At 69.3% G+C, this 15,197-nt stretch carries 15 protein-coding genes; 11 read left to right on the top strand and 4 right to left on the bottom strand.

The window, feature by feature from the left end; translation table 11 throughout:
* Positions 1 to 21 precede the first annotated feature (21 nt).
* The 4 genes from OG266_RS18310 (at position 22) to OG266_RS18295 (ending at position 1,675) form a co-directional block, all read left to right on the top strand.
* Entirely contained in the window at positions 22 to 273 is a 252-nt protein-coding gene (locus OG266_RS18310; RefSeq protein ID WP_266456433.1) for a hypothetical protein, read from the top strand.
* Between the two features lie 120 nt (positions 274 to 393).
* Complete coding sequence (locus tag OG266_RS18305; protein ID WP_266456431.1) at positions 394 to 777, top strand: TadE family protein; 384 nt, start codon at positions 394 to 396, stop codon at positions 775 to 777.
* On the top strand, positions 774 to 1,211 hold the full coding sequence (locus OG266_RS18300) for a TadE/TadG family type IV pilus assembly protein (RefSeq protein WP_371546928.1): 438 nt from the start codon (positions 774 to 776) through the stop codon (positions 1,209 to 1,211). Before OG266_RS18305 ends, OG266_RS18300 begins: the two co-directional genes overlap by 4 nt.
* Positions 1,208 to 1,675: a Tad domain-containing protein gene (locus OG266_RS18295; RefSeq protein ID WP_266456426.1), complete on the top strand. Its 468-nt coding sequence runs from the start codon at positions 1,208 to 1,210 to the stop codon at positions 1,673 to 1,675. The genes OG266_RS18300 and OG266_RS18295 overlap by 4 nt, the downstream gene beginning before the upstream one ends.
* A gap of 42 nt (positions 1,676 to 1,717) precedes the next feature.
* On the opposite strand, the gene OG266_RS18290 is transcribed toward OG266_RS18295, so the two are convergent.
* The 3 genes from OG266_RS18290 to OG266_RS18280 form a co-directional block, all read right to left on the bottom strand.
* Entirely contained in the window at positions 1,718 to 2,044 is a 327-nt protein-coding gene (locus tag OG266_RS18290) for a hypothetical protein (RefSeq protein WP_266456423.1), read from the bottom strand.
* A gap of 83 nt (positions 2,045 to 2,127) precedes the next feature.
* Positions 2,128 to 3,192, bottom strand: coding sequence for a hypothetical protein (locus OG266_RS18285; protein WP_371546924.1), 1,065 nt, complete (start codon positions 3,190 to 3,192; stop codon positions 2,128 to 2,130).
* A gap of 2 nt (positions 3,193 to 3,194) precedes the next feature.
* A complete protein-coding gene (locus tag OG266_RS18280; protein WP_371546921.1) occupies positions 3,195 to 3,836 on the bottom strand; it encodes a hypothetical protein in 642 nt (213 codons plus the stop codon).
* 324 nt (positions 3,837 to 4,160) lie between these two features.
* Here OG266_RS18280 and OG266_RS18275 point away from each other — a divergent pair, with 324 nt between their 5' ends.
* From OG266_RS18275 to OG266_RS18260, 4 genes are all read left to right on the top strand, one after another.
* On the top strand, positions 4,161 to 7,163 hold the full coding sequence (locus tag OG266_RS18275; protein WP_371546919.1) for a BTAD domain-containing putative transcriptional regulator: 3,003 nt from the start codon (positions 4,161 to 4,163) through the stop codon (positions 7,161 to 7,163).
* Positions 7,160 to 7,942 carry a prepilin peptidase gene (locus tag OG266_RS18270; RefSeq protein WP_371546916.1) on the top strand — a complete coding sequence of 261 codons (783 nt, stop codon included), beginning with the start codon at positions 7,160 to 7,162 and terminating at the stop codon, positions 7,940 to 7,942. The genes OG266_RS18275 and OG266_RS18270 overlap by 4 nt, the downstream gene beginning before the upstream one ends.
* A gap of 71 nt (positions 7,943 to 8,013) precedes the next feature.
* Positions 8,014 to 9,213, top strand: coding sequence for a cyclic dehypoxanthinyl futalosine synthase (gene mqnC / locus OG266_RS18265; RefSeq protein WP_371546913.1), 1,200 nt, complete (start codon positions 8,014 to 8,016; stop codon positions 9,211 to 9,213).
* A 7-nt stretch (positions 9,214 to 9,220) separates the two neighbouring features.
* Positions 9,221 to 9,667 carry a hypothetical protein gene (locus OG266_RS18260; protein ID WP_371546911.1) on the top strand — a complete coding sequence of 149 codons (447 nt, stop codon included), beginning with the start codon at positions 9,221 to 9,223 and terminating at the stop codon, positions 9,665 to 9,667.
* Positions 9,668 to 9,700: 33 nt separating this feature from the next.
* On the opposite strand, the gene OG266_RS18255 is transcribed toward OG266_RS18260, so the two are convergent.
* Entirely contained in the window at positions 9,701 to 10,729 is a 1,029-nt protein-coding gene (locus OG266_RS18255) for a chitinase (RefSeq protein ID WP_371546909.1), read from the bottom strand.
* Between the two features lie 307 nt (positions 10,730 to 11,036).
* On the opposite strand from OG266_RS18255, the gene OG266_RS18250 reads away from it, so the two are divergent.
* From OG266_RS18250 to OG266_RS18240, 3 genes are read left to right on the top strand one after another with little or no spacing between them, the layout of a single operon-like run.
* On the top strand, positions 11,037 to 11,420 hold the full coding sequence (locus tag OG266_RS18250) for a hypothetical protein (protein WP_371546907.1): 384 nt from the start codon (positions 11,037 to 11,039) through the stop codon (positions 11,418 to 11,420).
* 19 nt (positions 11,421 to 11,439) lie between these two features.
* Positions 11,440 to 13,776, top strand: a complete 2,337-nt coding sequence (locus OG266_RS18245) for a bifunctional polysaccharide deacetylase/glycosyltransferase family 2 protein (protein WP_371546904.1) — start codon at positions 11,440 to 11,442, stop codon at positions 13,774 to 13,776.
* Complete coding sequence (locus OG266_RS18240; RefSeq protein WP_266456395.1) at positions 13,777 to 15,165, top strand: acyltransferase family protein; 1,389 nt, start codon at positions 13,777 to 13,779, stop codon at positions 15,163 to 15,165. It begins immediately after the preceding gene.
* The last annotated feature ends 32 nt before the right edge of the window (positions 15,166 to 15,197 follow it).

The raw sequence follows: 15,197 nt of genomic DNA, 5'->3' as shown, positions 1-15,197 counted from the left end.
AACTCGAGAGGACAACTCACCATGAACGGACGGAACTTCAGCACCGGGATCCCGGGGGTGGACTTCCTGATCACCTTCCTCCAGGGCCGGGTGCAGCGTGCCCGCTCCGGCGAACTCGACCGTGGTGCGTCCGCGGTGGAATGGGTCATCATCTCGGCGGTCGTCGTCGCGATCGTCGGCGTGGTCGCCGCGATCATCAACGCCGCGCTGAGCGAGGGCGCCAACAAGGTCGGCGACTGCATCAAGGGCGCGGACGCGGGCAGCACCTGCTGACGTCCGACCGCTGACCTTATTTCTTCTACAACTACGGGGTTACTGGTGCGCGTACGTCGCTGGGTCCACCGCAGGGTGGAGGCCGCCAGAGGTGCCGCCTCCACCCGCGGTGACTCCGGCATGACCGCGATCGAGTTCGTGCTGCTCACGCCGGTGCTGTTCTTCATGATCTTCGCGACGGTGCAGTTCGCGCTGTACTTCTTCGCGGATCACGTGGCCCAGGCGGCGGCCCAGGCGGGCGCGCGCAAGGCCCGCGCCACGGCCGACGAGCAGCCCGGCGCATGGCGCGGCGAGGCCCGCGACGTCGTCGACAGCTACATCCAGCAGCTCGGCCCGCAGCTCGTGCTGTCCCCGAACGTGACGATGCTCCAGCCGGAGCCGAACACGGTCGGGGTGGAGATCACGGCGAAGGTGCCCACGGTGTTCCCCGGGTTCGACCTGACGGTGCATGCGCAGTCCTCGGGGCCGGTGGAGAGGTTCGTACAGGAGGGGGAGAACCCGTGAGTTCGGCTCTCGTCGCCTTCGTATGCGCGCGGGTGGCCGCGGGGCGTGACCGGGGACTGTCCACGATCGAGGTGGTGATCCTCGCTCCCGTGATGATCCTCTTCATCCTCGTCCTGGTGGCCTTCGGTCAACTGGTGGACGGGCGCGGAGCGTTGGACGGCGCCGCACGGGATGCCGCGCGCGCCGGATCGATCCAGAAGGACCACGCCACGGCCATGGCCGAGGCGAGGAAGGCGGCCGAAGCGGATCTCGATGACGTCTGCTCGGGCCCGGTGACCGTGACCCAGACCAGCGCGGGCTTCGAGCCCGACACCATCTTCACCGTCGAGGTGAGCTGCGAGGTGCGAGGTCTGGCGATGCTCGGCCTCGACGTACCGACGACGCTGACAGCCACCTTCAGCTCGCCCCTCGACCCGTTCCGGAGGACGGCGTGACACTTCCTCCGGCTGTACGGAACTGGCTCGACGCCCGGCGAGAACTGCTGGACGACCAGGGCTCGGGCGCCGGCGCGGTCATCATCTTCGCGCTCGTCTTCCTCTCCCTCTCGGCCTTCGTCATCGACGGCGGCATGTCCATCTCCAAGCGCGAACGCGCCGCCGACATAGCCGAACAGGCCGCGCGCTACGCCGCCCAGGACATCGACAAGGAAGCCCTGTACGACAACGAGGGCGGCCCCGCACCCATCAACTTCGAGAACTGCGGCGCCCGTGTAAAGGCCTTCGCCCGCGAAATGGGCATGTCCGGCGCCGACATAGCGGCAACCCACTGCGTCGCCGCCAACGCCGACCAGGTCGAGGTCGAGGTCCGGCTCACCTACTCCCCGATCTTCACCGGGATGTTCTACGACGGCGATGTGGTCGTCCATGGACAGGCGGTCGCGGAGAACGAGGTGGGCTGAGGCGGCGCCCTGGGCTCCGAGCGCCTGGCTCCGGGCGGAGGCCTACTTGCCGGCCCCGCCGTCCTCCTGCTTCACACCCTCCGACACGTCCTTGGCGAGCTGGTCGTCGAGCTTCTTGAACTCGCGGACGACGGCGTCGGACATGTCGGCGAGGGCGTCGAGGGCCTGGGTGATGTCCTCGCGGCCGTCCTCCCAGCCGGACTCGAAGTCGTCGAGGGCGTCGTAGACGGTGTTGTCGCCGAGGTCGTCCTTGTAGGACTCGAAGAGCTTCTTGGTGCGGTTCATACGGGTCTTGATGGACCGCAGCCGCCCGCCGTACTCCTCCAGCTCGCTCAACGGGAGCGCGAGGTCGCTCTTGCCGTTGCCCATGGCAGGTCCCCCCAAGTGTCGTCGTCAGTGCAGTGTCACAGGAATGTACGTGGCACACACACCGCCTGTGAACAGTCGCCCGGTCAGCGGTTGACCGACTGGATCTCCTGGACGTTCATGTCCTGGGTCGTCTCGAAGGTGCCGTCGGGGAGGTCGCCGCCGGTGCCGCCCGTTCCCTGCCAGGTGATCTGCCAGGTGATGGAGGCCTTCAGCTGGTACGGCTTTCCGTTCGTGGCGCGGAGGTAAGTCAGGCCGCAGGGTGGGGTCTTGCCGGCGTCGCCCGTCGTGTACGGGGTGCCGATGGAGCCGTCGGCGTTGATCTCGCAGTCGCCGGAGGCGGGGTAGGTGGTCGCGTCGGCCGTGCCCGGCTCCAGGTGGAGGGCGACCGGCTTGGCGGTCGTCTCCGCCCACAGGCCGGTGTTGGGGAGTTCCGCGCGGACCTTGACCTCCTGGAAGGTGCCCTGGTCCAGCCACACCCAAGTGGGCAGGTTCACCGTGGACTTGGTGGCCGGCTTCAGCTCGATCTCGGTGTCGGGGACCTCGACCTTGTCGTAGGCGTACTCGGCGAGGGTCTCGGCGGTGGGGGCGTGGGGGACCTTCGGGATCTGGCCCGCGTCCTGCCAGAACATGATGAGGCCGCAGTCCCAGGACCTGGGGTCGGTGTCGTCGGGGGCGACGCTCCGCCAGAAGTAGCCGTCCTTGCCGATGTTGTAGTTCTCGTAGCCCGGCGCGGACGTCACGTTCTCGTCCATGTTCGTTTCGGGCTTGCCGTGCTGGTAGTGGTCGGTCCACAGCCCCTTGCCGAACCACGACTGGTGGATGCCGACGTCTCCGTTGCCGTCCGACTCGTCGACGAACGTCCTGAGTCGCTCGGGGGTGAAGACGGGCTCGTACCAGCAGGCGGGGGACTCCCAATTGGGGTCGACCGAGCCGAGGTTGCCCTTCTTGCCGCTGCCGCTGCCCTTCACGTAGGTGACCTTGATCCGGGAGTGGGTGGCGGAGGCGTACAGCGTCTTGTCGTCGGCGCCGCCACCCGCCTCGCCCTCGTGCCCCGGGGTGCCGAGGGCGAGAGCCGGGGACGGAGTCAGAGCGATCGCGAGTACCAGTGGGGCGAGAAGGTTTCCGAGGACCCTGCGGTTCGTTCCCATCGTCAGCAGCCTCCCGGCTCCGTCTCGACCGTCAGGGTCTTCCAGACGCCGTTCGCCTGCTTCCCGAGGCTCGTCCGGTACTGCACCTTCGGGGACTCGCCCGCGGGGGTTCCGGCGGTCTCACCCGTCTTGAGGTCCTTGCTGAAGCCCTTGCTCTCGTCGACGCAGTAGAAGAGCGTGGCGCGTGACTTCGCGTCTCCGAGGTAGCTGATCTCGGGGTCGTAGGCCTTGACCTCGCCGATGATCGTCAGACCCTTGTAGCCCTTGACCCACGCGGAACCGGTGCTCAGCGCCGATGTGTCGCTGTAGTACGCGAGATAGCTCGCCTCGGGATCGCCGTCGATGATCGCGGCGTACGAGGCCCGGAGCCGCTCCTTGCCGTCGTCGAGGGCGGTCTGGAGCTCGGGGTCGCCGTTCGTCCAGCCCTCGAAGTCCGCCTGGAAACTGTCGGGGAGTTCGATGTCCGGGCGGTCCGCGTCCGACGCGGCCGAGGCGGAGACCGAGGCCGACGGGCTGCTCGACCCCGAGTCCGCCCCCTTGATGTCGTCCGAGGACGAGTCGTCGCTTCCGCCGCAAGCGGTGAGCAGCAGTGCCGCGCTCGCGGCGAACGCGACGGCGGCGGTGGTCAAGTTGCGGCGGGCCACGATCGTTTTCCCCCTGTGGTAAGGCGTATGTGCAGCAGAGAACGAAGCTATCAGCGGCAAGTAGAGGGCTTTGGGGTGGCAACGGGGGATTGTGTGGGGACTGTGAGAAGTGTGACGTGACGACTGCGAATGTTCGTGGGGCCCGGGCGTCGCGAGGGCGGCAACGGGGTGGGCAACTCAGGCTTAGGGGGCGGAAGGTGAGGAACCGGGCGCGGTGGCGGCCGGTGCCCCCTGTCTGACCTTCGACACCCTCCTTAGACTCTCAGTAGGCTCAGCACACCCCCCTTTCCCCACCACTCCACACACGACCCCAGGACACCCGACATGGCCCGACGCACCACCTCAAGCTCCACGGGAAGCCCGCCGGGTCCGAGGAATCGGACGCCGCAGCCCCTGCCCCGGCGTCGTCGGACGTTCGGGGACTTCCTGAAGGCGTTCGGGGCGTTTCTCGCTCTGGTCGTGCTGCTCGTCGGGGTGCCCGGTGCGCTGGCGACGCAGATCGGGTGGCCGCTGCCGACCGGAGCGCCGTCGCTGGACTGGCTGCAGCAGGAGATCACCGTCGACACGTTCATCAACGTGCTGACCGTCCTCGTCTGGTTCGCCTGGGCCCAGTTCACCGCCTGTGTGCTCGTCGAGATAAAGGCCGCGCTGTCGGGCGTGGGGATGCCGAACCGGGTCCCCGGCGCCGGGCCCAGCCAGTTGCTGGCGCGGCAGCTCGTCGCCGCGCTGCTGCTCGTCGGCGCCACCGCGGCCAGCTTCACGCCGGGGCTCTCGCAGCTCGGGCACAGCATCGAGGGGAACCAGCGGGGGACCGTCGCCGCCGCGCAGCAGACGCCGGGCGGGCTGTTCGGGCAGCAGCAGGAGCAGGCCGCCTCGAACGCGGCCGCCGCCATCGCCGAGCAGGCCGCCAACGCCGCGTCGCACGCCGAAAGCGGGAGCGGGAGCACGGCCGAGGAAGGCGCCACCAAGTACTACCGGATTCAGCCGCCAGAGGGGCGACACCACGACTCGCTGTGGGAGGTCGCCGAGCGGCACCTCGGCGACGGGCGCCGGTACAAGGAGATCTACCAGCTCAACAAGGACCGTACGCAGCCCGACGGTTCGAAGCTTTCGGAAGCCAGTCTGATCCGGCCCGGCTGGATCCTCGAGATGCCCGCGGACGCCCGCGGCGGCGACCTCGTCGAGATGCCCGACGAGGCGCCCAAGGCCTCGGAGCAGGTTCAGCGGCAGATCCACGAGTACGCCAAGACCGGCGACCAGCAGCAGGGCAGTGGCGGTGAGCAGGGCAGCGGCGGTCAGCAGGGCGCGGGCGCCGGCGACCGGGACACCGCGCACATCAGCGTGCCCCAGCAGCGGCCCGACAGCGACGGGAGCGGCGCGCGCGATCAGCAGGCGCAGGCGCCGCATGCCTCGGGGGCCTCTTCCGAGGAGAGCGGCTTCTCCTTCGGGCTGCCCGAAGCCCTCGTCGGCGCGCCCTTGTTGGCCGCAGGACTGCTCGGCGCTCTCGGGCGCCGCCGCCGTCAGGCGCTGTGGCAGTCGGCGCTCGGTGCCGTCGGCGGGCGGCGCGGTATGGAGCCGCCGATCCCGACCGGCACCGCCGCGGACGCGCAGGACGCGCTGCTCGTGGGGGCCGACCCCGAGGGCGTACGGCTGCTCGACCTGTCGCTGCGCGGGCTCGCGGCGGCACTCGCCGCCGAGTCGCGGCCGCTGCCGACCGTCTACGCGGCCTGGCTCAGCGGCAACGGCGATCTGCACCTCCAGCTCGCCCAGCCGGCCGGAAAGCCGCCCGCGCCGTGGCAGCTCGGCCAGGACCAGACGTTCTGGATGCTCGCGCGGACCGACGCGGAGAGTTACGAGGATGTCGACACCGCCGCTCCCTACCCGGGCCTCGTCAGCCTCGGCACCATGGACGACTCCCGGCTGCTGCTCAACCTCGAGTCCGTCCCGGGCATCGTTTCCCTGAGCGGCAGTGAGCGCGACCGCGCCGGTGTCTTCGCCTCCGTCGCCGCCGAGTTGGCCACCAACGGCTGGTCCGACCGCATGACGATCACGCTCGTCGGATTCGGGCAGGACCTCACGCCGCTCGCGCCCAACCGGCTGCGCCACCTCGACGACATCGAGGCGCTGGTGGAGACCATGGAGGCGGAGACCCGGCAGCGGCGCGGTGCGCTGGGCGCCGCCGGGCAGGACTCCGTCCTCACCGGGCGTACGGGCCCCGCCCAGCACACCCGTTGGGCCCCGCACCTGGTGCTGCTCGCGGCCGAGCCGCAGGGCGAGGACGCGGTCAAGCTCGCCGAACTCGCCGCCGACGCCAGCCGGTTGGGCATCGGATACCTCGTCGGTACCGAGAGCGGTGACCTGCCCGGCGCCGCCTGGGAGATGGAGATCACCGGCGAGGGCAAACTGCTCGCTCCGCTGCTCGGGCTCGAACTCGACGCGCAGACACTGCCGTTGGCCCTGCAGCAGGCGGTCGTCGAGCTGTTCGTCGAGGCGGACCCCGAGCGGGCGAGCACCAACACCGCGACGCCGCCGTTCCTCGTCGACATCAGCGAGCAGGGCCGGCCGGCCGTGTACGCGCGGCTCGTGGGCCCGTACGAGATCATCGGTCTCGAGACGCCCGACGGTGAGCGCAGCCCGCTGATGCACGAGGCGTTGGCGCTGCTGCTGCTGCACCGCGAGGGTGTGCACCCGCGGGTGCTGTCCTCCGCGCTGTGGCCGCGCGGGGTCACCGACGACGTACGTGACGCGCTCGTCGAGCGGCTGCGGGCCTGGCTGGGCGGCGACCCGGACGGCACGCCGCGGCTCGGCACCGACGCGAGCGGGCGGCTCACGCTCGCCAAGTCGGTCGTCTCCGATCTGGATGTGCTGCGGTCGCTGTACCACGAGGCGACCCAGGGGCAGGGCGTCAACAGCCGTGCGGTGCGCGGGCGGCTGCTCACGGACGCGCTCGTGCTGGTACGCGGTCCGCTGCTCGCCGACCGTCCGCAGGGCCGGTACGGCTGGCTCACCCACGAGATCATCGACGCCCAACTCCCGCTGCTCGTCGCGGACATCGGGCTCGCGCTCTCCGCGTTCCACCTGGAGAAGGGGCGCGCGGAGAAGGCCATCGAGGCCCTCAACGCCTCCCTCAACTCCGCCCCCGCCGACGAGCGGCTCTGGAACGAGCTGCTGCGCGCGACGCACGCGACCGGCGACACCGACCGCCTGCAGCGCCTCGCCGCCGACCTCGTCTCCCGCAGCGGCGCGCGCGGGGTGCCGCCTCGTACCGAGGCGCTCCTCGACGAACTGCTGCCGACCTGGCGCAGCGGCGTGGCAGCGGTGGGATGAGCGACCTGCTGCTGACCGCCGTCGCCGCCCTGTGGGGCGCGGCGGCGGGCCTGCTGGTACCCCAGGCCGCGTACCGCTTCGCAGTCGACCCGGACGAGACATGGCGGGACAGCTGCCCCACCGGGCACCCGATCACGGGCACCGCGAGAGGCTGGCTCGGCCTCGCGAGGTGCGGCGACTGTACGGCGGGGGTGGCGCCCGGCAGCACCGGGGCAGCCTCCGCGAGCGGGCCCTCGTACGGCCCCAGCACCCCCCTCGTCTCCCTGGCCACCGCCCTCCTCTGTGCCGTCCTCGCCCTCGCCACCGGCACCCGGCCCGAACTCGGTGTCTGGCTGCTGCTCGCGCCCCTCGCGGTGCTGTTGGCGGTGGTGGACTTCAAGGTGCAGCGGCTGCCGGACGTGCTGACCCTGTCGCTCGCGGCGGCGGCCCTGGTGCTGCTCGGGGTGGCCGCGGCCGTTCCCGAGCACGCGGGGGACTGGCTGACGGCGCTGTTCGGGGCGCTCGCGCTCGGGGGCGGGTACTTCGTGCTCTTCCTCATCAACCCGAACGGGATGGGGTTCGGGGACGTGAAGCTCGCGCTCGGGCTCGGGGCGGTGCTCGGCTGGTACGGGTGGAGCGTGGTGTTCCTGGGGACCTTCGCCGGTTTCCTGCTCGGGGCGCTGTACGGGGCCGGACTTGTCGTGATCCGGCGCGCCGGGCGGAAGTCGTCGATCCCGTTCGGGCCGTTTCTGATCGCGGGGGCGTACGCCGGGCTGCTGGTCGGGGCGTACGCGGCCTGACGTCGGGCCTGTCACATGGCTGGCGTAGGCTGGCCGGGTCTGTCCACACCCTGATGAAAGGGACACTCCCGGTGACCGAGAAGGCCGACCTTCAGTCCGTCCTCGACCGTGCCGCCGAGGGTGGGCGGATCACCCCGGAAGAGGCGCTCGACCTCTACCGGGACGCCCCGCTGCACGCGCTGGGCGTCGCCGCCGACGCCGTACGCAAGCAGCGGTACGCGGGCACCGAGCACATCGCGACGTACATCATCGAGCGCAACATCAACTACACGAACGTGTGCGTCACGGCGTGCAAGTTCTGCGCCTTCTACGCGCCCCCCAAGGACACCGCCAAGGGCTGGACGCGCGACCTCGACGACATCCTGCGCCGCTGCGCGGAGACCGTCGAGCTGGGCGGTACGCAGATCATGTTCCAGGGCGGGCACCACCCGGACTTCGGCGTCGAGTACTACGAGGAGCACTTCGCCGCGATCAAGGCCGCGTACCCGCAGCTGGTCATCCACTCCCTCGGCGCGTCCGAGGTCGAGCACATGGCCCGTATCTCCAAGGTGTCGGCGGAAGAGGCCATCGCGCGGATCCACGCCGCGGGCCTCGACTCCTTCGCCGGGGCCGGTGCCGAGCTGCTGCCCGCGCGGCCGCGCAAGGCCATCGCCCCGCTGAAGGAGAGCGGCGAGCGCTGGCTGGAGATCATGGAGATCGCGCACGGGCTGGGCGTCGAGTCGACGTCCACGATGCTGATGGGCACCGGCGAGACCAACGCCGAGCGCATCGAGCACCTGCGGATGATCCGTGACGTACAGGACCGGACGGGCGGCTTCCGCGCCTTCATCCCGTACACCTACCAGCCCGAGAACAACCACCTCAAGGGCCGCACCCACGCCACGATCTTCGAGTACCTGCGAATGATCGCGATCGCCCGGCTCTTCATGGACAACATCGCCCACATCCAGGGCTCGTGGCTCACCACCGGCAAGGAAGCGGGCCAACTCTCCCTGCACTACGGCGCGGACGACCTCGGCTCGATCATGCTGGAGGAGAACGTCGTCTCCTCTGCCGGGGCCAAGCACCGCTCCAATCGCATGGAGATCATCGACCTGATCCGCAAGGCCGGGCGGGTGCCCGCCCAGCGGACCACGACGTACGAGCACATCGTCGTCCACGACGACCCGGCGAACGACCCCGTCGACGAGCGGGTCATGTCGCACATCTCGTCCACGGCGATCGAGGGCGGCACGGCCCACCCCGAGCTGAAGCTGCTCGCGTCGAACTGACCTCGCTGTGCTGACGATTCACGCCGCCGACGAGGTGCGGCGCACGTGGGATGCCGAACCGCTCAAGGACGCCGGAGTCGTCGTCGAGGGCGACCGGGTCGCGGGAGTCGGGCCGCTCGACGAGCTCCGCGAGCGGTTCCCGGGGGCGCGGGTCCGGCGCTGGCCCGGGGTCCTCGGGCCGGCCCTCGTCCACGAGGGGCCGCTGCCCGAGGCACCGTCACCCCGTGAACGCGTCCACGCCGTACTGAAGTCGGGCGCCACCGCCGTACTGGAGGAGCACGCCGGCGAGCCCGGCCTGCGCGCCGCAGCCTCCCGCAACGACGTCGCCGTACTCCCGCGTACGAAGAAGACCGCGATCGCCGACACGGAACGTGCCGACCTCGCGGTCTTCGACGCGGACGGGGCGTGCATCGCCACCGTGTGCGCGGGGCGCCTGGTGCACCGGCGCCGTTGAATCATCTGGGGCCCGATTCGTCCGGGCCTCAAGTCATCCGGCCAGCGCCTCCGCGAACGCCCCCGCGCTCTGCTCGACCCCACTGCAATCCGTGGCCGCGTCGTCGTTCGCGGTGTCGTCCTCACACTGCTGGTCGCGGAAGGTCGACCACAGTGAGACCCAGGCGACCCCCTGTTCCTCCGCGAACGTGCGGACCTGCGCCGCGTCGGAGAGCGTGAACGTCTCGTTGTCGACGTCGTTGACGCCGATCATCGAGGTGAGGGCGAGGCCCTGCCAGGCGCTCTCGGAGGAGAGCCCGAAGACGTCCTCCAGCTGGGTGTGCGCGGCCTTTGCGGAGGCGATCGCGTAGTCGCCCATGTCACCGTCGTACGAACTGCCGTAGTTCATGGTCATGATGTTGACGGTGGAGACCGCCACGGAGTTGTCGTTGGCGGACTCCAGCAGCGCCAGGCTGTCGGCGTCGAGGCCGGACGGCATGACGGGCAGCGTGAAGGAGACCTTGAGGTCGGTGCGGTCCTTCTGGAGCAGCGCGATCGCCTCGGAGCGCAGCGCGACCGAGGCGGAGTCGGTCAGCGCGTCGCCCTCGACGTCGAAGTCCGCCTGTGTCGAACCGGCGGCGTCGAGCGCGGCACCGTAGGCCGCGGCCAGCTCGGACGCGCTGTCGCAGGTCTCGGCGAGCTCCGTGCCGGACGCCCCGCCGAAGGAGACCCGCACGCTCGCGCCGGACTCGGTGAGGGCGGAGATCCGGGACTTCACGGCCGAGTCGTCGATGGCGGTCGTGCCGTTCCACTTCGGCGTGCAGTCGCTGCCGTCGGAGATCACGAAAGCCAGGTTGTACGTCGTCGGGGACCCGGTGGAGTCCGTGTCGGAGGCGGTGGTGGCGCTCACGTACGGGGCGTACGAGGTGGACGACGCCGTCTCGGTCGGTGAGGGGGTCGAGCCGGCCTGCGAGGGCTCCGAAGTCGCCGTGTCGGAGCCGTCGTCACCGCCCGAAGAGCACCCCGCACAGGCCAGAGTCATCAGGCAGACGAGCCCGGCGGCCGGCTTCAGGAAACTCCTCATTGCGCATGCACCCGCTCTCGTGATTTCCGTCTCAGGATGGAAACAAAGTGCGTTTCCGCAGTGGAAAGGTGTCACATCCGTCCCTGAATCATGAATACAGGAAGGGCACAGGCAGCTCATGGGAAAGGGCTGGCGAATCGGATGAATCGGACGCGAAAATGGTACATAAGGTCTATATCTGTCTGCCCTGAGCTGCGAAGATGGTCATGGATTCTCTCAGGGAAAAGACAGGTTAAGGCGTTTCTCATTGGCGCCTCACATGGGAACCAGAGTTTTTGACACATAAAGGTCTCCTAATGTCTGGGGAATGCAATCCGAGTCCGCCATCGAAAACCGCGCCACCGAGCGCGGCCGCCGCAAGAAACGTGGCAACGGGGCCGCGGACGGTCCCGTGTTCGTTGACAACTCCGGGCGCAGATCACGTCTGCTGCGCCGAATCGGCACCCTCGTCGGTGTCGTCTGCCTCGGGTACGCGGTCGTACTCGGCATGGCCTTCATGGGCTGGGGCATCTCGGTGACCCCTTCCTCGCTGCTCCCCTTCGGGGGCGGCCAGGCGGCCGGTGCACCCGGCGGCGGGGGTTCCGGGCAGTTGCCGGGCGGCGTCGCTCCCACCGGCACCCCGCCCACCGGAGCCCCGCCCACCGGCGCAGCCCCGTCCCCCTCCGCGTCCGCCTCCACCGGCGCCAACTGACCGGGACACACCGACACTTATGACTACGACGTCCTCGCGCGGTCGCCGGCGCGCCCCCTCCAAGATGGGGCGGGCCGCCAGCAGGGCCGCGGCGCTGCAGAAGCCGCGCGTGATCCTCGCGCTGCTGCTTCTGCTGGCGCTCACCAGCGTGATGCTCCTCGACGGCTACCTGCGCTCCGAGGTCGGCAACGACCAGCGCGTGCGCGATGGCGCGGCCTACGACAAGGTCCCGGAGAAGATCCTTGACGGCGGCCCCATCCTGACGTTCAACAACGGCACGTCCAAGACACAGTCCGTGCCGGACAAGACCATCGTGCTCACCTTCGACGACGGTCCCAACCCGACCTGGACTCCCCAGATCCTCAAGGTGCTCGAGGAGAACGACGTCCAGGCCACGTTCTTCGTGGTGGGCTCGATGGTCAGCCGCTCCCCGAGCGTGGTGAAGGACCTGGTGGACCAGGGCAACGAGGTCGGCATCCACACCTTCACGCACGTCGACCTCTCCTACCAGAGCACGGCACGGCTCAAGCGCGAACTGGTGCAGACGCAGCTGGCCCTCGCGGGCGCCGCGGGGATCCAGACGACGCTGTTCCGTGCCCCGTACTCCTCCGAGATCAACGCCGTCGACAACTACAGCTGGCCCGTCTACAAGGAGATCGGCGGCCTGGGCTACACCAGCGTCTTCGTCGACACCGACAGCGACGACTGGAAGCAGCCGGGCGTCTCGAAGATCATCAAGTGGGCCACGCCGGAGGACAACGAGGGCGCCGTCGTCCTCATGCACGACGCGGGCGGCAACCGCGCGCAGACGGTCAAGGCGCTCGGCACGTACATCAAGACGATGAAGGCGAAGGGGTACTCCTTCACCACGGTCAGCGGCGCCGAGGCCAAGCTGCGCAGCGAGGAGTCGGGCAACGCGGAGGCCGTCGGGGTCGCTCAGCAGCCCGGTCAGTCCACCGAGTCCGGCCAGACCGGTCAGTCCGCGGAGTCCGGCCAGCAGCCGCCCGGGGCGCAGGGCACCGGCCGGAACACCGAGCAGGCCGCCCACTCCGAGGCCACCGGCGCCACCCTCTACGAGGGCAAGGCCCTCATCGTGGCGGTCACGGTCGCCGAATGGGTCGTACCGGCGCTCGCCTGGTTCCTTGCCGTCGTCGGCGTCGCCGTCATGGGCAGGTTCGGGATGATGCTGATCCTCGCCCGCCGCCACTACAGACAGCGCAACAAGAAACGCGGCAAGCGCGGCCAGTTCAGCTGGGGGCCGACGGTCACCAGGCCGGTGACCGTGATCGTGCCCGCGTACAACGAGAAGGAGTGCATCGCCAACACCCTGGAGTCGCTGGCGAAGAGCACCCATCCGATCGAGATCATCGTGGTCGACGACGGCTCCACGGACGGCACGTCCGAGATCTCGCGCAGCGCGGCGGAGTCCCTCGGCATGACGAACGTCCGCGTCATCCGCCAGGAGAACGCGGGCAAGCCGGCCGCGCTCAACAACGGTGTGCGCAACGCGAGTTACGACATCGTCGTGATGATGGACGGCGACACCGTCTTCGAGCCGGACGCCGTGCACCAGCTGGTGCAGCCCTTCGCCGACCCGGAGATCGGCGCGGTCGCGGGCAACGCCAAGGTCGGCAACCGCAACACCATCATCGGCGCGTGGCAGCACATCGAGTACGTGATGGGCTTCAACCTCGACCGCCGCATGTACGACCTGCTGCGCTGCATGCCCACCATCCCGGGCGCCATCGGCGCGTTCCGCCGGGACGCCGTCCTCGAGGTCGGCGGCATGAGCGAGGACACGCTCGCCGAGGACACCGACATCACCATCGCCATGCACCGCGGCGGCTGGCGGGTCGTCTACCAGGAGCACGCCATCGCCTGGACGGAGGCCCCCGGCTCCCTCAAGCAGCTGTGGTCGCAGCGCTACCGCTGGTCGTACGGCACCATGCAGGCGCTCTGGAAGCACCGCAAGTCCCTGACGGACAAGGGTCCTTCGGGCCGCTTCGGCCGAGTCGGCATGCCCCTGGTCGTGATCTTCCAGATCATCACGCCGGTCTTCGCGCCGCTCATCGACGTGTTCACCATCTACTCGATGATCTTCGTGGACTTCCAGGCGGCACTGCTCGCCTGGCTGGCCGTCCTCGGCATCCAACTGGTCTGCGCGGCCTACGCGTTCCACCTCGACAAGGAGAAGTACCGCTACCTCGCGATGATGCCGCTCCAGCAACTCGCGTACCGCCAGATGATGTACCTGGTCCTGATCCACTCCAGCGTCACGGCCCTGACCGGCGGACGCCTCCGCTGGCAGAAGCTCAAGCGCACGGGTGAGGTCGGGACTCCGGCAGGGGTGAGCTAGATGAGCTGGGGGTCCGAGCAACAGGGACAGCAGGGGTACGGGTACGGGCAGCAGCCCCAGCCGTACCCGCAGCAGCCCCAGCCGTACGCACAGGGGTACCCCCAGCAGTACGACCAGGGGTACGCGCAGCCGGTGCAGCAGCCGTACGCGCAGCCCGGACAGCAGCCGTACGCGCAGCCCGTTGAGTACGAACAGCCCGCGCAGTACGAGCAGCAGCCTTGGAGTTACGTTCCCGAGGAACCGGAAGCGGTCTCGACCACCGCCCAGTTGGACCCGGTGCAGTCCGAGCCGCCGGCTCCTCCTGAGGAGGAGCTACCGGACTCGGCGCCGGAGGAGCCCGCGCCCAAGCCGAAGGCCGGCGGCCGTGACCGCTACTTCGACGCGCTGCGCGCCGTAGCGCTCGTCCGCGTGGTGACGTACCACACCTTCGGCTGGGCCTGGGCGGGCATGGTCTTCCCGTCGATGGGCGTGATGTTCGCGCTCGCCGGCACGCTGATGGCCAAGTCCCTGGAGCGCCCCGCGTTCAAGGTGGTCAAGAGCCGGATGCGGCGGCTGCTGCCGCCCTTCTGGTTCTGGGGTGCCTTCGTCGTGGTGGCGATGTTGATCCACGACTGGATGCCGGGCTGGCAGATCGTCTTCTGGATCGTGCCGGTCGGTGACCCGCCGGGCAACCAGTGGGGCGTGCAGGCCTGGGAGATTCTCTGGTACCTGCGGACGTACCTCTGGTTCGTGCTGCTGTCGCCGCTGCTCCTGTGGATCTTCCGGAAGGCGCCGATTCCGGTCCTGCTCCTCTCCCTCGTCCCGATCGTGGTGTTCCAGTACGGGTGGACGCCGCCGTGGAACCGCTTCGGCAGCGCGCTCACGGACCTGGCCACCTATCTGTTCTGCTGGCTCGTCGGCTTCGCGCACCGCGAGGGCGTGCTCCAGCGGCTGAAGCCGCCGCTGGTGGTCGTGGCCTCGCTGGCCGCGCTGGCGTTCGGCGGCTGGTACGCCTTCGGCCACCAGGCGGAGTTCGGGACGTACGACCTGGACGAGATCCCGCTCGCCCAGGCCTTCTTCTCGGCCGGCTTCGTGACGCTGCTGATGTACTTCAAGGCGTACTACGAAGTCGACTTCGCCTGGCTCGCCCGCTTCAAACGGCTCGACAGGATCGTGACGATCTTCAACGGGCGAGCCGTGACGATCTATCTCTGGCACGAGATCGCACTGGTACTGGCGGTTCCACTGATCGACCAGTTCTGGAAGGTTCCCGCGTTCGAGAGGTGGCTGCCGCTGGAGAGCCAGTGGTTCATGTTCGGCATCGGCTGGGTGCTGATCTGGATCGCGATCCCGCTCTTCGGCTGGGTCGAGGACGTCGCGGCGAAGAAGAAGCCGAAGCTGCTGCCGTAGGGCGGTAAGGCCCTTTTTATGAAGACCGGCGT

The sequence above is a fragment of the Streptomyces sp. NBC_00554 genome (genome assembly GCF_041431135.1).
Lineage (GTDB): Bacteria > Actinomycetota > Actinomycetes > Streptomycetales > Streptomycetaceae > Streptomyces.
Note: the sequence above shows the minus strand (reverse complement) of the source record. Positions and strands in the feature narration are given on the sequence as shown.

Bases quoted from the DNA above. Each gene is read 5' to 3' on its own strand.
- OG266_RS18285 (WP_371546924.1), bottom strand. From the start codon at position 3,192: ATGGGAACGAACCGCAGGGTCCTCGGAAACCTTCTCGCCCCACTGGTA.
- OG266_RS18250 (WP_371546907.1), top strand. From the start codon at position 11,037: ATGCAATCCGAGTCCGCCATCGAAAACCGCGCCACCGAGCGCGGCCGC.
- OG266_RS18290 (WP_266456423.1), bottom strand. From the start codon at position 2,044: ATGGGCAACGGCAAGAGCGACCTCGCGCTCCCGTTGAGCGAGCTGGAG.
- OG266_RS18245 (WP_371546904.1), top strand. From the start codon at position 11,440: ATGACTACGACGTCCTCGCGCGGTCGCCGGCGCGCCCCCTCCAAGATG.
- OG266_RS18240 (WP_266456395.1), top strand. From the start codon at position 13,777: ATGAGCTGGGGGTCCGAGCAACAGGGACAGCAGGGGTACGGGTACGGG.
- OG266_RS18255 (WP_371546909.1), bottom strand. From the start codon at position 10,729: ATGAGGAGTTTCCTGAAGCCGGCCGCCGGGCTCGTCTGCCTGATGACT.
- OG266_RS18270 (WP_371546916.1), top strand. From the start codon at position 7,160: ATGAGCGACCTGCTGCTGACCGCCGTCGCCGCCCTGTGGGGCGCGGCG.
- OG266_RS18305 (WP_266456431.1), top strand. From the start codon at position 394: ATGACCGCGATCGAGTTCGTGCTGCTCACGCCGGTGCTGTTCTTCATG.
- OG266_RS18275 (WP_371546919.1), top strand. From the start codon at position 4,161: ATGGCCCGACGCACCACCTCAAGCTCCACGGGAAGCCCGCCGGGTCCG.
- OG266_RS18310 (WP_266456433.1), top strand. From the start codon at position 22: ATGAACGGACGGAACTTCAGCACCGGGATCCCGGGGGTGGACTTCCTG.